The organism is Hymenobacter baengnokdamensis (assembly GCF_008728635.1).
In the GTDB taxonomy this organism is placed as follows: domain Bacteria; phylum Bacteroidota; class Bacteroidia; order Cytophagales; family Hymenobacteraceae; genus Hymenobacter; species Hymenobacter baengnokdamensis.
Window position 1 is genome coordinate 2,524,821 of sequence record NZ_CP044285.1, and the last position, 19,884, is coordinate 2,544,704.

At 58.6% G+C, this 19,884-nt stretch carries 15 protein-coding genes; 6 read left to right on the forward strand and 9 right to left on the reverse strand.

Annotated elements, in window-relative coordinates:
- Window positions 1–66: 66 nt before the first annotated feature.
- Entirely contained in the window at window positions 67–3,657 is a 3,591-nt protein-coding gene (locus F6X24_RS10745; protein ID WP_191906291.1) for a PAS domain S-box protein, read from the reverse strand.
- A 103-nt stretch (window positions 3,658–3,760) separates the two neighbouring features.
- Here F6X24_RS10745 and F6X24_RS10750 point away from each other — a divergent pair, with 103 nt between their 5' ends.
- Window positions 3,761–4,942 (forward strand): glycosyltransferase, encoded by a 1,182-nt coding sequence (locus F6X24_RS10750; protein WP_151087997.1) that lies wholly within the window; start codon window positions 3,761–3,763, stop codon window positions 4,940–4,942.
- A gap of 51 nt (window positions 4,943–4,993) precedes the next feature.
- Window positions 4,994–5,929, forward strand: a complete 936-nt coding sequence (gene miaA / locus F6X24_RS10755) for a tRNA (adenosine(37)-N6)-dimethylallyltransferase MiaA (RefSeq protein WP_151087998.1) — start codon at window positions 4,994–4,996, stop codon at window positions 5,927–5,929.
- A gap of 71 nt (window positions 5,930–6,000) precedes the next feature.
- Here miaA and pfkA read toward each other — a convergent pair whose 3' ends face one another.
- Window positions 6,001–6,972 carry a 6-phosphofructokinase gene (pfkA, locus tag F6X24_RS10760; protein ID WP_151087999.1) on the reverse strand — a complete coding sequence of 324 codons (972 nt, stop codon included), beginning with the start codon at window positions 6,970–6,972 and terminating at the stop codon, window positions 6,001–6,003.
- A gap of 223 nt (window positions 6,973–7,195) precedes the next feature.
- Here pfkA and F6X24_RS10765 point away from each other — a divergent pair, with 223 nt between their 5' ends.
- Window positions 7,196–7,642: a tellurite resistance TerB family protein gene (locus F6X24_RS10765; RefSeq protein ID WP_151088000.1), complete on the forward strand. Its 447-nt coding sequence runs from the start codon at window positions 7,196–7,198 to the stop codon at window positions 7,640–7,642.
- Window positions 7,643–7,747: 105 nt separating this feature from the next.
- Here the strand turns inward: F6X24_RS10765 and F6X24_RS10770 are convergent, their stop codons facing one another.
- The 7 genes from F6X24_RS10770 to F6X24_RS10800 all read right to left on the reverse strand — a co-directional run bounded on the left by F6X24_RS10770 (window position 7,748) and on the right by F6X24_RS10800 (window position 13,286).
- Complete coding sequence (locus tag F6X24_RS10770; RefSeq protein ID WP_151088001.1) at window positions 7,748–8,929, reverse strand: aspartate aminotransferase family protein; 1,182 nt, start codon at window positions 8,927–8,929, stop codon at window positions 7,748–7,750.
- Between the two features lie 34 nt (window positions 8,930–8,963).
- Window positions 8,964–9,452, reverse strand: a complete 489-nt coding sequence (locus tag F6X24_RS10775) for a hypothetical protein (RefSeq protein ID WP_151088002.1) — start codon at window positions 9,450–9,452, stop codon at window positions 8,964–8,966.
- A 14-nt stretch (window positions 9,453–9,466) separates the two neighbouring features.
- The gene (locus tag F6X24_RS10780) at window positions 9,467–9,925 is read right to left on the reverse strand and encodes a hypothetical protein (RefSeq protein ID WP_151088003.1); all 459 of its coding nucleotides are present in this window, start codon (window positions 9,923–9,925) and stop codon (window positions 9,467–9,469) included.
- Between the two features lie 30 nt (window positions 9,926–9,955).
- Window positions 9,956–10,528, reverse strand: coding sequence for an RNA polymerase sigma factor (locus F6X24_RS10785; RefSeq protein ID WP_151088004.1), 573 nt, complete (start codon window positions 10,526–10,528; stop codon window positions 9,956–9,958).
- A 64-nt stretch (window positions 10,529–10,592) separates the two neighbouring features.
- Window positions 10,593–11,195, reverse strand: coding sequence for a hypothetical protein (locus F6X24_RS10790; protein ID WP_151088005.1), 603 nt, complete (start codon window positions 11,193–11,195; stop codon window positions 10,593–10,595).
- A 10-nt stretch (window positions 11,196–11,205) separates the two neighbouring features.
- Window positions 11,206–12,627, reverse strand: coding sequence for a vWA domain-containing protein (locus tag F6X24_RS10795; RefSeq protein ID WP_151088006.1), 1,422 nt, complete (start codon window positions 12,625–12,627; stop codon window positions 11,206–11,208).
- Window positions 12,628–12,722: 95 nt separating this feature from the next.
- Window positions 12,723–13,286, reverse strand: a complete 564-nt coding sequence (locus F6X24_RS10800) for a YfiT family bacillithiol transferase (RefSeq protein WP_229725032.1) — start codon at window positions 13,284–13,286, stop codon at window positions 12,723–12,725.
- Window positions 13,287–13,757: 471 nt separating this feature from the next.
- On the opposite strand from F6X24_RS10800, the gene F6X24_RS10805 reads away from it, so the two are divergent.
- From F6X24_RS10805 to F6X24_RS10815, 3 genes are read left to right on the forward strand one after another with little or no spacing between them, the layout of a single operon-like run.
- A complete protein-coding gene (locus tag F6X24_RS10805; RefSeq protein WP_151088007.1) occupies window positions 13,758–14,840 on the forward strand; it encodes an efflux RND transporter periplasmic adaptor subunit in 1,083 nt (360 codons plus the stop codon).
- 28 nt (window positions 14,841–14,868) lie between these two features.
- Window positions 14,869–18,057, forward strand: coding sequence for an efflux RND transporter permease subunit (locus F6X24_RS10810; RefSeq protein ID WP_151088008.1), 3,189 nt, complete (start codon window positions 14,869–14,871; stop codon window positions 18,055–18,057).
- Window positions 18,050–19,486 (forward strand): TolC family protein, encoded by a 1,437-nt coding sequence (locus tag F6X24_RS10815; RefSeq protein ID WP_151088009.1) that lies wholly within the window; start codon window positions 18,050–18,052, stop codon window positions 19,484–19,486. The genes F6X24_RS10810 and F6X24_RS10815 overlap by 8 nt, the downstream gene beginning before the upstream one ends.
- Window positions 19,487–19,884 lie beyond the last annotated feature (398 nt).

Sequence of the window (19,884 nt, forward strand, 5' to 3'; positions counted from 1 at the left end):
GAGAGGAGGAAAAAAAGATAGTTGGACGCAAGCAATAATAAGTGATAAAATAAGTAGAGCCACAAATTACCCTGTTGAGGAAGATGCTTTGGCAGTAAGCAAAGCGGGATAATGGGTCACAAAGTGCTGAAAAAGCTGGTTTAGCTTTGCCAGCCCGTCAGTTAGGCTGCGGGTTTCGTGGCGCTTAATTGTCTGCTCCAGCAGCAGGGCCTGGGCAGCCAGGCTGGTGAGCCCCAGGGTACCGGCGGTTCCTTTCAGCTGGTGCAGCAGCGGGTGCAGGCCCGGCAGGTCGAGCGCCTGCCAGCGGGCGTCAGCTTCGGTGAGCAGCGCACTGGTTTCGGTCACAAACTCAGCATACAGCTCGGCAGCAAACCCTTCCCCGGCAAGCTGGTGCAGCTGGGTGAGCACTTCAGGGTCAATAATCGTAACGGCTACCGGCGAGGCCGTCGGCACAGCCACGGAAACAGTCGTAGAAGTCCAGCGCGCCAGCGTCTGGGCCAGCTGCTGGTGTTTGACGGGCTTGGCTAGGTAGTCGTCGAGGCCGGCTTGCACAAAGCGGGCGGCATCGTCGGCCATTGAGTAGGCCGTCATGGCTACGATGGGCGGGCTGCTCTCACCCAATTGGGCCTTTATAGCGCGGGTAGCGGCAATGCCATCGAGGCCCGGCATCTGGATATCCATCAGAATAAGCTGATAGGCCGCGCCGGGGGCGGTGGCGCGGGCAATGGCTTCGTAGCCATCGCTGGCTACATCAACCTCGCAGTGCAGCTTGGCCAACAGGCGGGCGGCTACCTTCTGGTTAATGGCGTTGTCATCAACCAGCAGAATACGAGGGCGTTGGCTGGCAGTAGGCTCCGCAATAGCGGGCAGCTCCGGCGTCGGCTCAGCCACCGGAGCCATAGCCGATATCTGGCAGCGGATAGTAAACCAGAAAATACTGCCTTCGCCGGTGTTTGACAGCACCCCGATAGTGCCTCCCAGCAGCTCGGCCAGCTCCTTGCTGATAGCCAGCCCCAGGCCCGTGCCGCCATAGGCTTTGCTGGGAGTGGTGTCGAGCTGGGTAAAGCTGGTAAAGAGCCGGGCCGCATCGTTGGGCGAAATGCCAATACCCGAGTCCTGCACCGCAAAGCGCAGCGTGCAGAACTCGCCCTCGGTACGCACCACCGACCCCACCACCGTTACCGTGCCCTGGGGCGTAAACTTGATGGCATTGGCCACCAGGTTGGCCAGAATCTGGAGCAGGCGGGTTTCGTCGGTGACGACAAAAGCCGGCATATCGGGCGTGAGCAGGTAAGTAAACCGGATGTTTTTCTGGCTGGCCCGGTACGAAAACAGGGCGCTCAGGCGGTCGAGCATCGGTGCCAGTGCCAGCGGCGCTTCCTGAAGGCGCATCTTGCCCGCCTGAATTTTCGACAAATCCAGAATATCGTTCAGAATGGTCAGCAGCGCCTCCGAGCTAGTGCCCAGCGTATCGACATAGTCGGCCTGCTCGGCATTGAGCGGCGTCTGGCTCAGCAGGTCAATCATGCCGATGATGCCGTTCATTGGGGTGCGCAGCTCGTGGCTCATATTCGCCAAAAACTGCGTTTTGGCGGCCGAGGCGGCCTCTGCTTCTTCCTTCGCCAGCCGCAGGTCATCCTGAATACGGCGGATTTCGGTAATGTCGCGGGCAATGCCTTCCGTGCCGAAAGGCGTGCGCCGGGCATTAATGAGCACACTTACCGGGTAGCCATCGTGGTGGCGCAGCTGGGTTTCGAAGTTGCGCAGCTCGTTGTTGGTAGCCAGCGCCCGCAGCAGCAGCGGGTGCTGGTCGGGCTGCCAGTAAAAATCCTCAATGCGGCCGCGCAGCACATCGGTTGGGTTGTAGCCCATTACTTCGCGCACCGACGGGCTTAGAATAGTAAAGCGCCCTTCGCGGTCGGTGCGGTAATAGATATCCTGGAACGACTCGAAGATGGAGCGGAATTTTTCTTCCTGGGCGGCCAGGATGAGCTGCGAGTTCTTATCGGCCGTAATGTCCTGCGCCTGGGCCGTAATCTCTTCAAACGAGCCGTCGGGCAGGTAAATGGGCGACAGCGCCACGCTCAGCCAGACAGCGGCGCCCTTGGGCATGGGAATAGATACTTCAAAATGGCGCGACTCGCCCCGCGCGGCGGCCTGGTAGCCCTCTCTGAACAGCGCGCGGGTGGGCTCATCGCCCTGAATGGCGTCGTTGTCAATCAGGTTGAGGCCCTGCACCGGCACAGTGCCATTGCGCTGCTTGTAAAAGGTCGCATAATTGTGGTTGAACGATACCAGGTAGCCCTGCCGGTCGATATTCCACATCAGGCGGCTGCCGCTCTCGAATATGGCGTTCAGGCGGGCATTCTGGCGGGCCAGGTGCTCTTCTTGGCGCTTGCGGTCAATGGCCAGTGCTACCTGCCCCGAGATAAAATGCAGAATATCAAGGTCGGCGGGCGTGTAGAGGTCGGCGCGGTCGTATTCCTGTACGGTTAGTACGCCGATAATCCGGTCGCCCACGCTTAGCGGCGAGGCCAGCAGCACGGCCGGCAGCCGCCCAAAGGCCGTCATCTCGCCGGTGCGCATGAGGCGCAGCAGGTCGGCCTGGGTAAAAAACATGGGCTGCCCCTGCTCAATCACATACTCCGTGATGCCCATCGAGAACGGCCGTCCGTCGCCCTGCTCAAAATACGAGTGCTGGTCGACGTAATACACGAACTGCAGCTCGGTGTGGGCATCATCGCATAAGGCAATGAATATATTATTGGTTTCAATTACTTTGCCCAGCTCGCGGTGAATAGCTCCGTAGAGGGCGGGCAGGTCGTGGGCCGAGATGGCCAGGTTGGCAATGCTGTAGTAAACCTTCTGCAGCCGCTCGGCCTTGATGCGGTCGGTGATATCGTGAAGCACGGCGCGGGCCGTGGGCGGCCGGCCCGGCTGGTGCTCGCTGCTCACCGAGCCAATGAGGTGTACCAGCCGGCCTGCCTTAGTCAGCAGCACAGTTTCGAGCTTATTGAGCGCCTGCCCTTCGTAGAGGCGGCGCAGCTGATACAGCAGCTTGGCGCGGTAGTAGGGGTGTACTACCTCGGTGAGCGGGCGGCCCAATAGCTCCTCCTCCGTATAGTCCAGCTTTTCCTGGCCGGCCCGGTTAATAAAAAGCAGGTTGTTGGTAGCGCTCAGGTGTAAAATCAGGTCGTGCGAGCTATCGAAAAACTCTCGCAGGTAAGAGGGCTCCGGGATGGTAGGATTGCCCAGCTCAGCAGCCACCGGCTGCTGGCTGCGCAGCGTATAGCCGGTCGCCCACAGGCCGGCCACGCGCCCCTGGGCATCAAATAGTATATTCGACTGCCACTGAATAACGAGAATACTACCACTGCTGGTAACCACTTCGAGCTCGTAGTAGGCCTGGCAAGTGCTTTCCCCAGCCATCACCTCTTGCAGGTGCAGCTGCCGCTCGGCCTGTTGCGCAGGCGGCGTGAGCAATTGATGGTAATACTGGCCTGTCAGGTCGGCGGGCGAGTAGCCCGTTAGCCGTGCCAGCGTTTCATTTACTTCCGTTATCCGTCCGTCGCGGTCGAGCACCAAGTAAGCGAGTTGCAGCTGGTCGAGCAGGAGCGCGGTAGCCGGCACCAACGGCTCCGAGGAATTCACTTGCATATTAAGTTGGCAAACGCAGGCCGGGGCACTTGGTTTCGATTTGGGCCGCCGCAAGGTTAGTTTTGGGTTGAATTTACGGCGGCTGCGCCGTTTTGTCTGCTTCGTGCCCATTACTTTTTCCCCGCCGGACCTGCCCACGCCGCGCCCGCGCCTGGTTTTTGCCGTCACCACCGACCTTAGCTACGACCAGCGCATGCAGCGCATCTGCGCCAGCCTGACCCGCGCCGGCTACGAGGTACTGCTCGTGGGTTGGCAGCGGCCGGCGTCGCTGCCGTTGGGGCCCCAGCCGTATGCGCAGCATCGCCTGCGCGGCTGGTTTCAGCAGGGCAAGCTATTTTATTTGGAGTATAATATAAGGATTTTAATATATTTATTAAGTCAGCACGCGGCCGCCTGGTCTTGTGCCGACCTCGACGCGGCGCTGCCTACCTGGGTGCGCGCCCGCCTTGGCGGCCAGCCATTTGTGTACGATGCCCACGAGTTTTTTACCGAAGTGCCGGAGGTGGTAGCCCGGCCGGGCGTGCAGCGCATCTGGCAATGGGTCGAAAACTTTGTGGTGCCGCGTGCCCGGCTGCGCTACACGGTGGGGCCGGCCCTGGCGCGGCTGTTTGAGCAGCGTCATCCGGGCTACCCGTTTGGCGTGGTGCGCAACGTGCCGATGGGCCAGGGCGAGGAAGAAAAGCCAGCAGCTAGCGGGCTGGCGAAGCCCGCGGTTTTTCTGCTTTACCAAGGCGCCCTGAACGTAGGCCGCGGCCTAGCCGAGCTTCTCACGGCCATGCCGCAGGTGCCGGCCCGGCTCGTCATTTGCGGGGAAGGCGACTGCTCGGTAGCGCTGCGCGAGCAGGCTGCGCGGCTGGGCCTGCTGGCGACCGAGGCAAATCCGGCCGGGCAGGTTGAGTTCAAAGGCTACGTGCTGCCCCCGGCCTTGCGCACGCTCACCGCCCAGGCTACCGTGGGCATCATGCTGCTGGAGAATATAGGCAAAAGCTATTACTACTCACTGGCCAACAAATTCTTCGACTACGTGCAGGCCGGCATTCCGCAGCTGTGCATCGACTTTCCCGAATACCGTGCCCTCAACGCGCAGTATGAAGTGGCGGAGCTGGTGCCCGACCTTGCCCCCGCCACGCTGGCCGCCGCCCTGGCCCGGCTGCTGCCCGATGGCCAGCCGGGCCCGCGCTACCACCAACTGGCGGCCAACTGCCGCCGCGCCCGCGTAGAATGGTGCTGGCAGCACGAGGAAAAAACGCTGCTGAGCCTGTACGCTACCCTGGGCTTGTGCTAAAAGCCTGCTTTTAATACCGGGGAATATTTTTATAAGCTGCTCAGAGATACTATGCGCCTGCCGACTTACCTGCTCGACCAACTTGCGCCTTCTGCTGCCGACCCGCGCCCCGTACTGCTGGCCGTGGCCGGCCCTACCGCGGTGGGCAAAACGGCTCTCACGGTGGCATTGGCCAAGCAGTTGGGCACCGAGATTATTTCGGCCGACTCGCGCCAGTTTTTTCGGGAGATGAGCATCGGCACGGCCAAGCCCACGGCCGAGGAAATGCAGGGCGTGCCTCATCACTTCGTTGACTCGCACAGTATTACGCAGGAGTATAGCGCCGGCCGCTTCGCTGCCGACGCCGATGCCCTGCTGGCGCGGCTGTTTGCGCGGCATGCGGTAGTGATTGCTACCGGCGGCTCGGGCCTGTATCTGCAGGCCCTCACCGATGGCCTTGATGAGCTGCCGGCCGTGCCGGCTGCTGTGCGCCAACAGCTGCAGCACGAGCTGCAAACGCTGGGCTTGCCGCCGTTGGTGGCCGAGCTTGCGCGTACCGACCCCACCGCCTACGCCCGCCTCGACCTGCAAAATCATCAGCGGGTGCTGCGGGCCCTGGAAATTACGCGCGGTACCGGCCGGCCGTTTTCCAGCTTTCATAAGGGGCCGGCGGCCGTAGCGGCTACGGCCGCCGGCCGGCCGTTTCGGGTGGTGAAAGTGGCCCTGAGCCGCGACCGCGAAGCGCTGTATCAGCGCATCGACCAGCGGGTTGTGCAGATGCTCGACACGGGCTTGCTGGCTGAAGTGGAGGCGCTGTTGCCCTTTCGCCACCACCAGGCGCTGCAAACGGTAGGTTACCAGGAGCTGTTCGGCTACCTCGACGGCCACTACGACTATGCCGAGGCCGTGCGTCTGCTTCAGCGCAACACGCGCCACTATGCCAAGCGCCAGCTCACCTGGCTGCGCCGCGACGCGGCGTATGCGTGGGTGGAATTGGATAATGGCTAATGAGAGATGGGTATCTGTACTAAACGTTTGGAACGATATTACCTATTACTCACTACCCATTACTCATTAGCTCAAACCGAAAGTATTTCAACCATCCGCATAAAGCTCTGGTTGATGACCTTGCGCTTGTTGATGGTATCGTCGAAGGGCGTGTACATGAGCTTGCGGTCCACAATGCCGGCCATCACGTTTTTCATGCCATTGAGCAGGCCTTCGACAGCCGCGATACCGAGCTGCGAGGCCAGCAGGCGGTCGGCGGCCGTGGGCGAGCCTCCGCGCTGAATGTGGCCCACAATCGTGACGCGGGTATCGAGCTGCGGAATGGCTTCCTTCACGCGCTTGGCTACCTGGTGTACGTTGCCTTCCTCCTCGCCTTCGGCCACGATAACGATAAACGAGGTTTTGTTGCGCTTGTAGCTGGCTTGCAGCGTTTCAATTACGGCCTCCACGCTCATGGCGGTTTCGGGCACCATCACAATCTCGGCCCCGCCGCCGATGGCGCACGGAATGGCAATGTAGCCCGAGTCACGGCCCATTACTTCCACAAAAAAGCAGCGGTCGTGCGAGTCGGCCGTATCGCGGATTTTATCGATGGCCTCCAGCGCCGTGTTCACGGCCGTGTCGTAGCCGATGGTGTAGTCGGTGCCGTAGAGGTCGTTGTCGATGGTGCCGGGCGCGCCCACCGTCGGAATGCCGAACTCCTTCTCAAAAATGGTGGCCCCCGTAAACGTACCGTTGCCGCCAATAGCCACCAGGCCTTCAATGCCGTGGTTAACCAGCTGGTCGAAAGCCTGTTGGCGGCCTTCCTTGGTCATGAATTTCTGCGAGCGGGCCGATTTCAGGATGGTGCCGCCGCGCTGCACCGTATTCGACACCGAGGCCGAATCCATGCGCACAAACTCGCCTTTAATCATGCCGCTATAGCCGCGCATTATGCCGTATACTTCAATACCGTGATATACCCCGGCCCGCACCACCGCGCGCAGGCAGGCATTCATGCCGGGCGCATCGCCCCCACTGGTAAAAACTCCAATTCTCTTCATGGTCAAAAGACAGCTAAATCGCCCGGCGCTACCGCTGGGTAGGCGCAAACCCTGCAAAGGTCGTACGCCAAGGGCACTTACCGGCAGGGGCCAGGTTATTTGGGCCCGACATTTTTCCGGATATTACGTATAGGTAGGCAATAGTAGCCAGCAGACACTTGGTTATTAGGTGTTTCATACCTACTTTTCGCTATCTCATCGCCCACCTTCAACCCGCACCCTTATGTTTGGTTTTTTCGAAAACGAGCAGGCTAAGAAAATAAAAGGCCACCTCTGCAACCTCGCGGCCCTCGCTAAAGCCGATGGTAACGTCGACGAACGCGAAATGAACTTCATCATCACCGTGGGCAAAAAGAATGGCGTGTCGGCCAGCGATGTACGCAAGCTGGTAGCGGGCCAAACCAACTGTCTCTCTGATTTGCCTACGAACGATTCGGAGCGGTTCGACCAGATATTCGACTTGGTTGATATGATGCTGGCCGACGGCATCGTGGACGAAACGGAAATGGACTTCTGCATCATGATGGCCGAGAAGCTGGGCTTCCGCAAAGCCATTGTGGGCATTCTGGTGCGCAAGATTTCACAGGGAGTAAAAGACGCTGTGCCGCGCGACCGCATCAAGGAAGAAAGCCTTTCGTTTCTGAATTACAATGCTCTGCCGCAGCGGTAAAAGGTGATGGGGTAATGGGCCGGAAGTAAAGCAAGTATAAAGTGAAGAAATCGTATGATTGAACTCCTTACTATATCTTAATAGCTTCCTTGGCCTGTTGCCCCATTACACTATCGCCCGCAGCAGCCCCGCTACGGCGGCGTCAATCTCGGCTTCGGTAATGGTGAGGGGCGGCGCGATGCGCAACGAATTATCGCAGAAGAGAAACCAGTCGGTGAGAATACCTTCCTGGGCCAGGGCGCGGTCGATGATGGGCTTGAGCACCGCGAAAGAAGCAAACTCCACGGCCATGAGCAGGCCGCAATAACGTACTTCCCGAATGGCCGGGTGCACCAGCTGCCGCCGCAGGCGCTCGGCTTTGCCGGCTACGCCCGCCAGCAGATTTTCTTCCTGAATGACCCGGAGCGTAGCTAGCGATGCCGCGCAGCTCACCGGATGCCCGCCAAACGTAGTGCAGTGCCCCAGAATGGGGTTGGTCTGGAAGCCCACCATGATTTCGGGCGAGGAGATAAATGCGCCAATCGGCATGCCGCCGCCCATGCCCTTAGCACACACCAGAATATCGGGCACCACCCCAAACTGCTCGAAGGCCCATTGGGTGCCCGTGCGCCCAAAGCCGCACTGAATCTCGTCCAGGATAAGCAGCGCGCCCACCTCCGTGCAGCGCTGGCGCACGGCGGGCAGGTAGTCGGGCAATGGCAGCCGTACCCCGGCCTCCCCCTGCACAGTTTCGAGAATAACGGCGGCCGTATGCTCAGTTATAAGGGCCAGGTCGGCCAGCTCGTTGTAGCGCAGATGCGTAACATCGGGCAGCAAGGGGCGATAGCTGTTCTTGAAGCTCTCCGAGCCCGTGATGGACAGCGCGCCGTGGGTAGAGCCGTGGTAGGCATTGAGGCTCGAAACCAGGCCTGTGCGGCCCGTGTGGCGCTTGGCCAGCTTTAGCGCGCCCTCGATGGCCTCGGCCCCCGAATTGGTGAAGTAAACGGTGTCGAGCGGGGCCGGCAGGGTAGCGGCCAGCGCCGCAGCCAGCCGGGCCGGAGGGGCCTGCACCAACTCCCCATAGACCATCAGGTGGAGATATTTATCCAGCTGCTGCTGAATGGCTTGCAGTACTTTGGGGTGGCGGTGCCCCACGTTGCTGACCCCGATACCGGAGATTAAGTCCAGGATAGGGCGGCCTTCGGGGGTATACATATACACGCCTTCGGCCCGCTCAATCTCCAGTAAAAGCGGGAACTCGGACGTCTGGGCCTGGTGGCGCAGGAAAAGCTGGCGGGGCGTAAGCATAACGCCCGCAAAGGTACCGCCGGGGTCGCCTGCGCTATTGGCCGGTGCCTAAGGGCGGCTCAGCCTGGCCGGCTACGCGCTTCAGCACCTCCTTGGTAAAATCGCGCTCAGCCTGGTAGAGCTGGGCCACCTGCCGCAGCGTGAGCACTTTCTGAGCCTTATCGAAATAGTCTTTTTCGAGGTTGAGCTGCTGCTGCTTAATGGCAAAGTCCTGGTTGAAGTTGTCGCGCAGCTGCGCGTCGGTCAGGGCCGGGTTGTCAGCGTCGCGGCGCAGCAGGCGGGCCGAGCGGCCCAGCTCGCGGCGCCGGGCTACAAACTCGTTGTACATCGGCCAGAAGCGCTGGGCCTGGTCCTGCGTGAGAGTGAGGCGCGAGGTAATAAAGGCAATCTTAGCGTTATCGAGCTGACTAATACGCGCGCCACCCTGTTGAAACCGGCCCCGCCCCTGCGCCCGTGCCGGCTGGCCAGTAGCCAGCGCAAGCAGCGTGAGACCGGCCAAGATGAAAGAACGTGTATTTTTCATATATAGCAAATAAATTATAAAACTCCTGCCTCGTCGGCAGGTTGGGCATCTAGCGCCTCAGTCAGCTCGCTGGGCGAAGGCTTTAGGTATTGCCTGGTGATGCCCAGGTGATGGGCCGGCAGCTCAGCTAGGTCGAGCATATCAACGTGCACCTCTCCACTGCTGAGGTAGTCGAGCAGCTGCTGTTGCGATACAGTGTCGAGCGTGGCGGTGGTGCTAGGCGCATTGCCCAGCGAAGAGCCCCCCAGCCACAGCGAGGCGGCAAAGGTACCCAGCAGCACGGTAGAAGCCAGGCCAGTGCGCACGTAGGCCGGGGCGTGCCGCAGCCAGGCCAGCGGTAGCGGGCGAGGAGCCGGGGCGGCCACCTGCGCCATTACCCGCATGGGTAGCTGCTCGAAGTAGCCGGGCGGCGGGGAGCTCAGCGGCTGCGGCCAGCGACGCGGATGCTGGTCAAGGCGGAAGGGCGTTTTCATGAATGTTGGATGGAAGAACGAGGGTAAGGTTTAATCGGCTTCGTCGGGAGTTGAGGCCAGATTGTCGGTAGAAGTAACGTATTCCTCAATTTTGCGGGCGGCGTGGTGGTAGCTGGCCTTCAGGGCACCTACGCTGGTACCGGTTACCTCGGCCATCTGCTCGTAGGGCATCTCCTCGTAATAACGCAGGTTGAATACCAGACGCTGCTTGTCGGGCAGGCGCAGAATGGCTTTTTGCAGCCGCAGCTCAATCTCATCGCCCGCAATGGCGGGGTCAGCCTCGACTTTAGCCGCCAGCTCGGCGCCCACATCGTTGAGCGGCAAAAAAAACTTGCGCCGCTTGCTCTGCAAAAAGCTCAGGCACTCGTTGGTGGCAATGCGGTAAATCCAGGTGAAAAGCTGGGCATCCTGCCGAAAGTTTTCCAGATTTTTCCACACCTTCACAAAGACGTCCTGCGTGAGGTCGTCGGCATCGTCGTGGTCGATAACCATCTTCCGCACATGCCAATACACCTTCTGCTGGTACTTGCGCACGAGCTGATTAAAGGCCAGATTGCGGCTGGCCGGATGCTGAAACTTGGCGAGGATTTCGTGGTCTTCCAAACGCGGAGCGGGGGCGAAAGTGCAGGTTGGACGACGAGGAAGGACGCAGGTTTAATCCTTGTTGCTAATGTGTGCGCCGGGCGTGCAGCAGCCGGACTACCTCTGCGGCCGCAGCTGGGTCTTTGGGGTGATGCTGTTGGTAAATCATCTTATCAACCAGCGTCGGGTCGTCACGATAAAATTGCTGTATGAAGGTATCAGCAGGTACCAGCCAAACTATTATTCCTAAGGCGGTGATGCAGGCGTCTAAGCGAGGCAGCGTACCGGTGGCTAGCTGTATAGCAATTATCAGAGCGAGCGCTGGAACGCCAGTCAGCAACATTATCGCCGCGCCTTTCCATAAAAGCAGCTTGAAAAGAATACCTATTAGCGTAACTGCGCTAGCGATGCCCTTTATTTTGGGGAGTAATAAGTGAGTAAATGCTTGCTGCGACGGCGAGTTTACCGGCACGTAGTCGAAACCCAAGGACTCATCAACTCCGGCAACAGGGGCAAAAGCGCGCAGGTACTGAACAGTTGCCAGCGTAACAAGCCCAACGAGCAGTAAGGTATTGCCAGTAGGGAATAGTAAATATTTCAGCCCCAAGCCGAGCACTGTCAATATGCAGCTAACTAACTCTGCGCGTGGTAATATATTATCAAGAAGGGGGTGTTGCTTGTCCGACATGCTTCTCTATTTAATGCCCAAAAATGCTCAGTGAAGTAGTCTGAGCCGAGCGAATGGTAAAATTGCGCACGTCGGTAAACTTGCTGGCGTTGCTGGTAGCCGTGCGAAAAACCAGCCGGTACGCGCCCGGCTGCATGGCCAGGTTGAGCTTGCTGCTGCTTTCGGGCAGGTTATAAATCCAGGTTTGCGACTCGTCATCGTTGAGCTTGTAAAGGCTGCCGAAGCCTTTGAGGTCGGACGTGATGTTGAGCGTACCGGGCGCGGCGTACGTCACCGTAGTAGCCTGCCCCTGGCGCACGCTCACGCGCTGCACGATGCGCGGCAATGTGAGTATCTCGACCTCATAATTGCCGGCCAGCAGCTTCTGGCGGCTGCCGAAGGGCAGGGCCAGGCTGGTAGTCGCGCTGCCCTGCGCCCGCACCACGGCCTGCACGGCACCGCCGTAAGGGTTGGGCGTAATAGTAGCCGGCTGCAATACCAAGGTGCCCTGCGGGATTTTGAAAGTCAGCACATTTGCCTTGCCGCCCCGGATAACCAGGTTGGGCTGGCGCACGGCCGGCACAGTATTGATAACCAAATCGTAGGTCTGTAGGGCGTCGATGTCGAGCACATCGGCCTTGCCCTGGGCATCGCGGTAATGCACGTAGTTGTACTCCGGCTGCCCGGTCACGTTGTTGACAAACGTCATGTTGACGTTCGACTCCACCGGCCGGCCGGCCTCATCGGTGAGGTTGATGGCCACGGTGGTTTTAGCCAATGTCTGAGCAATTACATCGTTGAGTACGGTCTGGAAGGTCTTAACCTCGGCCGCGTTGTAGTACTTGCCCAGGCATTCGAGCGACCGGCCAAAATCCTTTTCGGCCCCGATACCAATTACGAAGGGCTTCAGGAAAACCCGCTTGCGCTGCAAGGCTAGCGAGGCCGCGCAGGGGTCGCCCTTACACGACTCTACGCCGTCGGTGATGAGCAGCAGCACGTTGCGCGAGGTTTTATCCAGGGGAAAATCCTTGGCCGATTGCTCCAGCGAGTAGGTAATGGGCGTGTTGCCCTGTGCCTTCAGCGTCTTGAGCCGCGTTTTGATGGCCGCGGCATTCTTAGGCGCAAAGGGAACTTCAAGGCGTGAGTCTTCGCAGTTTTGCTCGGCATTGGCGTGCTGGTGGCCGTACACGCGCAGGCCAAGCTCCAGGTTGGGGTAGGCATTGAGCGAGTCGGCCATCTTGGCCAGCAGGCGCTTGGCCACTTCCCAGCGCGGCGTGCCTTCCCAGGGGGCCATCATCGAGCCCGAGGCGTCGAGCAAAAACAGAATCCGCGTGACTTTGGGGTGCTCGGGCGGAGCATTCTGGGCCTGGCCTGGCCGGCTGATAGCTAAAAGCAGGCAAGCCAGCAGACAGCCGATTCTGCAAAAGGCAAGCGGTCGGAGTGGGAAAAGCATCGGCGAAATTTACACTACTATCCGCAACTTCACCCATTACCTTAGCCAAGCACCGGCCGACGGTAATCCCAGCTGCAAACCAGCACGGAGCCCGCCTAAGCGCCCAGCTGCTGAAGATGAGCCAGGTGGTGGCGGCCGTGCCAGGCGTACTGCACCAGCGCCTGCTCCAGCGTGCTGGTGGTTTGGTAGCGCGGGTGGTAAAAAGTGCGCTGCCATTGTGCCTCGCTCAGGTGCTGCAACAGCATTACCCAGCGGCTGTGCAGGCTTTCGAGCAGAGCCAGCGACACGGCCAGCGGCGTAGCGGCCACGTCGGGCAGCTCGGCCCAGCCCTGCTCATCGAAGGGCCGCACGGTCGGGTTGTCTTCCGTGAGCGCTAGCCGAAAGCGGCTGTAGAGGATGAGATGCGCGTCGGCAAGGTGATGAATTACCTGGCGGCCGGTCCACCCGCCGGGGCGGTAGGGTAGCTCTAGGCGCTCCGCGCCGGCCCGCGCCACAGCGGCCTGCAGCTGCGCCGGCAGCTCGGCCAGCTGCTGGATGTAGGGGGCGCGACCGGCGGCCGTAAGCGGTGCTGTGGGCAGATGCGGCCGGCCAATCGGAAACCGCAGGTGGTCATCGGTGGGGGAGGTGGTCATGAAGAATAGCAGGGAATTAGTACTCAAAAGTAGCGGTTTGGCTGCGGGCGCAGCGTAGCTAAAACACGCATGGCGACCGGCGCGCTGCCGCGCAAAATATTTTCATTTCATGCCAATTTAATGTAGCTGCGCTTGCTTTGTATTATCCAGCGTGCCAACATAAGCTGTAAAGCGTTGGCATCGTCCCACCATATTGCTCTAACACATTTGAATTAGGACCAGCATTTTCGCTGGTGTCCGGTAGCCTCTGGCAATTGGATGAAACTGATTAATAAATATGTAAGAATTTATATTTTTTTTAGCTTTTCCCAGTGGCTACAGGTGGTAGGATGGAAAAAGCAGCTGCCCGATTCGCAACGGGCTACCCAACATAAAAACGGGCTGATTTAGTGATGTCGGCTCCCAGCGCCTCGGCGGGACAAGCGACGGCTCAGCGCGTTTTTTCAACCCAACATTCCTGGTGTTATTAACTGCCTAGTGTGGCATTTACATGTTCTTATGAAAAGAATACTCATGCTCATGAGTTTATGTGCCGTGTACTGCTGCACAAGCTGCTCGCCCAAAACTGAAGAAAAGGAAGAGCAAATTAAGCTACTGGCAACCAGTCCTTTACAAAAGGATACGACCATAACTAAAGAGTACGTGGCGCAGATTCATGCCTACCAGCACATCGAGCTGCGGGCCCTGGAGAAAGGCTATCTCCAGAAAATCTTTGTCGACGAAGGCCAGTCAGTTGCCAAGGGCCAGCCCATGTTCCAGATTATGCCCCTGGTGTATCAGGCCGACCTGCAAAAGTCGCAGGCCGAAGCCAATTATGTGGATATCGAGTACCGCAACACCAAGAGCCTGGCCGATAGCAACATCGTATCCAAGAATGAGTTAGCCCTGTCCAAGGCTAAGCTCAATAAGGCCAAGGCAGATGTAGCGCTGGCCCAGACTCACCTGCAGTTTACGTCCATCAAGGCCCCGTTTAGCGGTATTATGGACCACTTTCAGGCGCGGCTGGGTAGTGTTGTCAACGAAGGTGATTTGCTGACGACGCTCTCCGACAACAGCAAGATGTGGGTGTATTTCAACGTGCCCGAAGCCGAGTACCTGGCTTATAAGGAGCAGGCCAAGGCCGACAACGTGGTAAACGTAAAGCTGCTTATGGCTAATAACGAGGTATATAAATACCCTGGTAAGGTGCAGACGATTGAGGCAGATTTTAATAACGAAACCGGCAATATCGCTTTCCGGGCCACTTTCCCTAACCCCGATGGCCTGCTGCGCAACGGCGAAACCGGCAGCATCATGATGACGGTGCCGTTGAAAAACGCCCTGCTTATCCCGCAGAAAGCCACCTTCGAGATTCTGGAGAAGAAATACGTTTATGTGATTGACAGCAAAAACGTAGTGCACCAGCGGGAGGTAACCATTGCCTCGGAGATGCCCGACCTCTACATTCTCAAGGGGGGCGTCAGCAGCGGCGACAAGATTCTGCTGGAAGGCTTGCGCAAGGTGAAGGATGGGGATAAGATAAGCTACAACTACAAAGCTCCTCAGGCAGTTATCTCTCACCTGAAGGTGTATAGCGAGTAAAATCCGCCCATTATAATAGCCATACTATATGTTTAGCAAATTCATTCGTAGGCCCGTATTCGCCATTGTTATCTCGATTGTCATCCTGCTCATGGGCGGGCTGGCTATCATGAAGCTGCCAACGTCGCAGTTTCCGGAAATTTCGCCTCCCCTGGTAATGGTGAGCGCAGCCTATCCGGGTGCCAGCGCCAAGGTGCTGACCGAGTCGGTGCTGATTCCGCTGGAACAGGCCGTAAACGGCGTGCCGGGCATGAAGTACATGACCTCCGATGCCGTGAGCGCCGGTGAGGCCAACATCCAGATTGTATTCAACCTGGGTACCGACCCCGACCAGGCCGTGGTAAACGTGAATACCCGCATTGCGCAGGTGCTCAACCGCCTGCCCGAGCTGGTACAGCGCGAAGGCGTAGTGGTAAACCGCGTGGTGCCCAACATGCTCATGTACGTGAACTTGTACTCGAAAGACAAGAACACGGACATGAAGTACCTGTTCAACTTCGCTGGCGTAAACATGATACCTGAGCTGCAGCGCCTCGGTGGCATTGGCCGGGCCAGCATCCTGGGTAGCCGGCAGTACGCCATGCGCGTGTGGCTGAAGCCCGACCGCATGCGCGCCTATAATATCTCGGTCGATGACGTGATGAAGGCGCTGGGCGAGCAGAGTGTTATCGGCTCGCCGGGCCGTATCGGCCGCTCGGATGGCGGGCAGGCGCAGTCGCTCGAATACGTGCTCAGCTACCAGGGCCGCTTCAACGACGTGGAGCAGTATAAGAACGTGGTTTTGCGGGCCAACGCCAACGGCGAGAACCTGCACCTGAAAGACGTAGCCAGGGTGGAGCTGGGCTCGGAGTTTTACGACATCTACTCCAACCTGAACCAGTACCCTTCGGCGGCCATCGTGCTGAAGCAGACCTACGGCAGTAATGCCAGCGACGTAATTAAGGAGGTGAAAGTCAAGCTGGAAGAGCTCAGGAAAACCTTTCCGCCGGGCATGGACTACAAAATCACCTACGACGTATCGAACTTCCTCGACGCCTCGATTGAGAACGTAATCCACACCTTGCGCGACGCTTTTATTCTGGTGGCGCTGGTAGTATTCCTCTTCCTTGGCGACTGGCGCTCGACCCTGATTCCGGCCATCGCCGTGCCGGTATCGCTCATTGGCTCGTTCATGGCCATGCAGGCGTTCGGGTTGACTATCAACATGATTACGCTCTTTGCGCTGGTGCTCTCGATTGGTATCGTGGTCGATAATGCCATTGTGGTGATTGAGGCTGTGCACGCCAAGATGGAGGAAGAGCACCTCTCGCCCTATAATGCGGTGCGCAAGGTGGTGGGCGAAATCAGCGGGGCCATTATCGCCATCACCATCATGATGACGGCCGTGTTCATCCCGGTATCGTTCATGAGCGGCCCGGTGGGTATCTTCTACCGCCAGTTCTCGATTACCATGGCTACGGCCATCGTGATTTCGGGCCTCGTTGCCCTCACGCTGACGCCGGTGCTCTGCGCCATGATTCTGAAGAACAACCACGGCCAGGAAAAGAAGAAAACGCCGTTGCAGCGCTTCTTCGACTGGTTTAACCGGGGCTTCGACCGCCTGACCAACGCCTACACCGGCCTGCTGTCGAAGATTGTGGCCAGCCGACTCATCACCTTCGCCATGCTCATTGCTTTCGCGCTGGGTATCTGGGCCATCTCGGCCAGGCTGCCGGCCGGCTTTATCCCGAGCGAAGACCAGGGCCTGATTTACGCCATTGTGCAGACGCCGCCCGGCACCACGCTGGAGCAAACCAATGCCGTATCGCAGCGCCTCGCCAGTCTGGCCAAAGACGTGCCGGGTATCGCTAATATTTCGACGCTGGCGGGCTACGAAGTGCTTACCGAAGGCCGCGGCTCCAACGCGGGTACCTGTCTGATTGACTTGAAGCCGTGGTCAGAGCGCAAGGAGTCCATTGCCGACATCATTGGCAACCTCGAAAAAAAGGCGCACGAAATTCCGGGTGCGACCATCGAATTCTTTGAGCCGCCGGCAGTGCCGGGCTACGGGGCAGCCGGTGGTTTCCAGCTGCAATTGCTCGATAAAACCAACTCCGGCGACTATAAAGCGCTGGAAAAGGTGAACGAGGAATTTATGGCCAAGCTGAAAAAGCGTAAGGAGCTGGCCGGCCTGTTTACCTTCTTCTCGGCTGATTATCCGCAGTACGAGCTCAAGATTGACAACGACCTGGCTATGCAGAAAGGCGTGAGCATCGGCAACGCCATGAACACGCTCTCCATCATGGTAGGCTCTACCTACGAGCTGGGTTTCATCAAGTACCAGCGCTTCTTTAAGGTATACGTGCAGGCATCGCCCGAGTACCGCCGCCTGCCCGAAGACGTGCTGAACATGTGGGCTAAAAACGACAAGGGGCAAATGGTGCCGTTCTCAGCCTTCATGCACATCGTGAAGTCGCAGGGCGCCAACGAAATCAACCGGTACAATATGTACACCACGGCCTCCATCCGGGGTGGCGCGGCCGAGGGCTACAGCTCGGGTGAAGCCATTAAGGCAGTGCAGGAAGTAGCCAAAGAGCTGCCGCACGGCTACGACATCGACTGGGGCGGCTTGTCGAAAGACGAGGTTTCGCGCGGCAACGAGTCGACCGTTATTTTCATTGTCGTGCTGGTATTCGTGTACCTGGTGCTCGCCGCTCAGTACGAAAGCTTCCTGCTGCCGCTGGCCGTAATCTTCTCGCTGGTAGCCGGGGTGTTCGGCTCGTTCCTGTTCATCAAGATGTTTGGCCTGGCCAACGACATCTACGCCCAGGTAGGCCTGGTAATGCTGGTGGGTCTGCTGGGTAAGAACGCCGTACTTATCGTCGAGTTCGCGGCCCTGAAGCACGAAGAAGGCATGTCGGTGCGCGATGCAGCCATCGAAGGCGCCAAAGTGCGTTTCCGGCCTATTCTGATGACGTCGTTTGCCTTCATCGCCGGCCTTATTCCGCTGGTGGTGGCTACCGGCGCGGGTGCTATCGGCAACCGCACCATCGGTAGCTCGGCCTTGGGGGGTATGCTGTTTGGTACCGTGTTCGGGGTAATTATCATCCCTGGCCTGTATTACTTCTTCGGCACGCTGGCCGGCGACAACAAGCTGATTCGGGATGAGAATGAGTCGCCGGTACTTGAAGGCGTAGAGCCCCGGATTAAAATTGAAGAAATGGAGCCTTATGCGTAACAGAAATTTAGTTAAAAGCCTGGCTGCTGCTGGCCTGGCGCTGGCAGCAGCGGCTTGCAAAGTGCCGCAGTTTGCTGAGCGCAACGCGAGCCGCAGCCTGCCGGCCACCTACAGCAACAGCCCCCAGGATACGACCAGCACCGCTAAAGTGCGGTGGCAGGAGTTTTTTACCGACCCCGGCCTGAAAGCGCTGATTGATACCGCTCTGCAACACAATCAGGAGCTGAACATCACGCTGCAGGAAATCCAGATTGCCCGCAACGAGATACAGGCCCGCAAGGGGGAGTACCTGCCTTCCGTTTCGCTCGGGGCGCGCACCGCCCTCGACCGTACCAGTCGGTACACGATTCAGGGAGCTACGGAAGACCAAATCAACATTCGGCCCGACCGTCGGAATCCCGACCCGCTCGGCGATTTTCAACTGGGGGCCTTTGCCAGCTGGGAGGTCGATATCTGGCATAAGCTCCGCAACGCCCGCAAGTCGGCGGCTACCCGGTACCTGGCTTCCGTTGAAGGTAAAAACTTCATGGTGACCAATCTGATTGCCGAGATTGCCACCTCGTATTATGAGCTGCTGGCCCTTGATAACCAGCTGCTTATTTTGCAGCAGAATATCGAGATTCAGCGCAATGCGCTGCAGGTGGTGCGCCAGGAAAAGGAATCGGCGCGGGTAACTGAGCTGGCCGTTAAACGCTTTGAAGCCCAGATACAAAACACCACCGCCCGGCAGTTCACCATTCAGCAGCGCATTACCGAAACCGAAAACCGGATTAACTTCCTGGTCGGCCGGTTTCCGCAGCCGGTGGTACGCAACGACCAGTCGTTTAATGATTTGGTGCCCAAAACCATTCAGGCTGGCGTGCCCGCCCAGCTATTGAGCAACCGCCCGGACATCCGGCAGGCCGAACAAAACCTGGTAGCCGCCAAGCTGGACGTGCAGATAGCCCGCGCCAACTTTTATCCTTCGCTGGGTATCGACGCGGGCGTGGGCTTTGAAGCTTTCAAGCCGGGCCTGCTGTTCACCACGCCCGGCTCCCTGCTCTATTCGCTGGCCGGCGACCTGTCCGCTCCCCTGATTAACCGCAACGGCATTAAGGCGCTATATGCCAGTGCCAATGCCCTCCAGCTCCAAGCTGTGTACAATTACGAGCGCACGGTGCTCAACGCGTACATTGAGGTAGCCAATCAGCTCTCAAATATCGGCAACCTCGAAAAAAGCTACGACGCGAAGCTGAAAGAAGTGCAGACGCTTAACCAATCCATCCGGATTTCAAACAGCCTCTTCAAGTCGGTGCGCGCCGACTACACCGAAGTGCTGTTCACCCAGCGCGATGCCTTGGAATCTAAATTCGACCTGACCGAAACCAAGATGCAGCAGCTCAATGCCACCGTTAATATCTACCGCGCCCTGGGCGGCGGCTGGAATTAGCCCGTAAAAAGCAGCAGCTCCAAAGCCCGGTAGAACAAGATGCCCAGGCATGGCGTTCTACCGGGCTTTTTGCGTGCTAGATATTAAGAATATATGCTATATTATGAATCTGCAAGCACTGGCGCGAGTTTAGGCGAAGCCGTAACTCGTGCCGATTACACTGTGGAGGTTGTACCTCCACTGCCGCGCCAGCGGCAAGGCGGAACTGCGCCGCCAGCGTTGTTCGGCTCGTTCTGTGGCAGCACTCTGTTTAGCGCAGCCGTGCTATGCTTTATAGCGTCGTTCGGCTAGCTCGTTCTGTGGGCGGCACAGCCTCCCCCGAAAATAGACACGAGTCACGCTGCGCTAAACTCGCGCCAGTGGGGGCGATGAGGCAGGCGGTGAATAGGCGGCTGAAT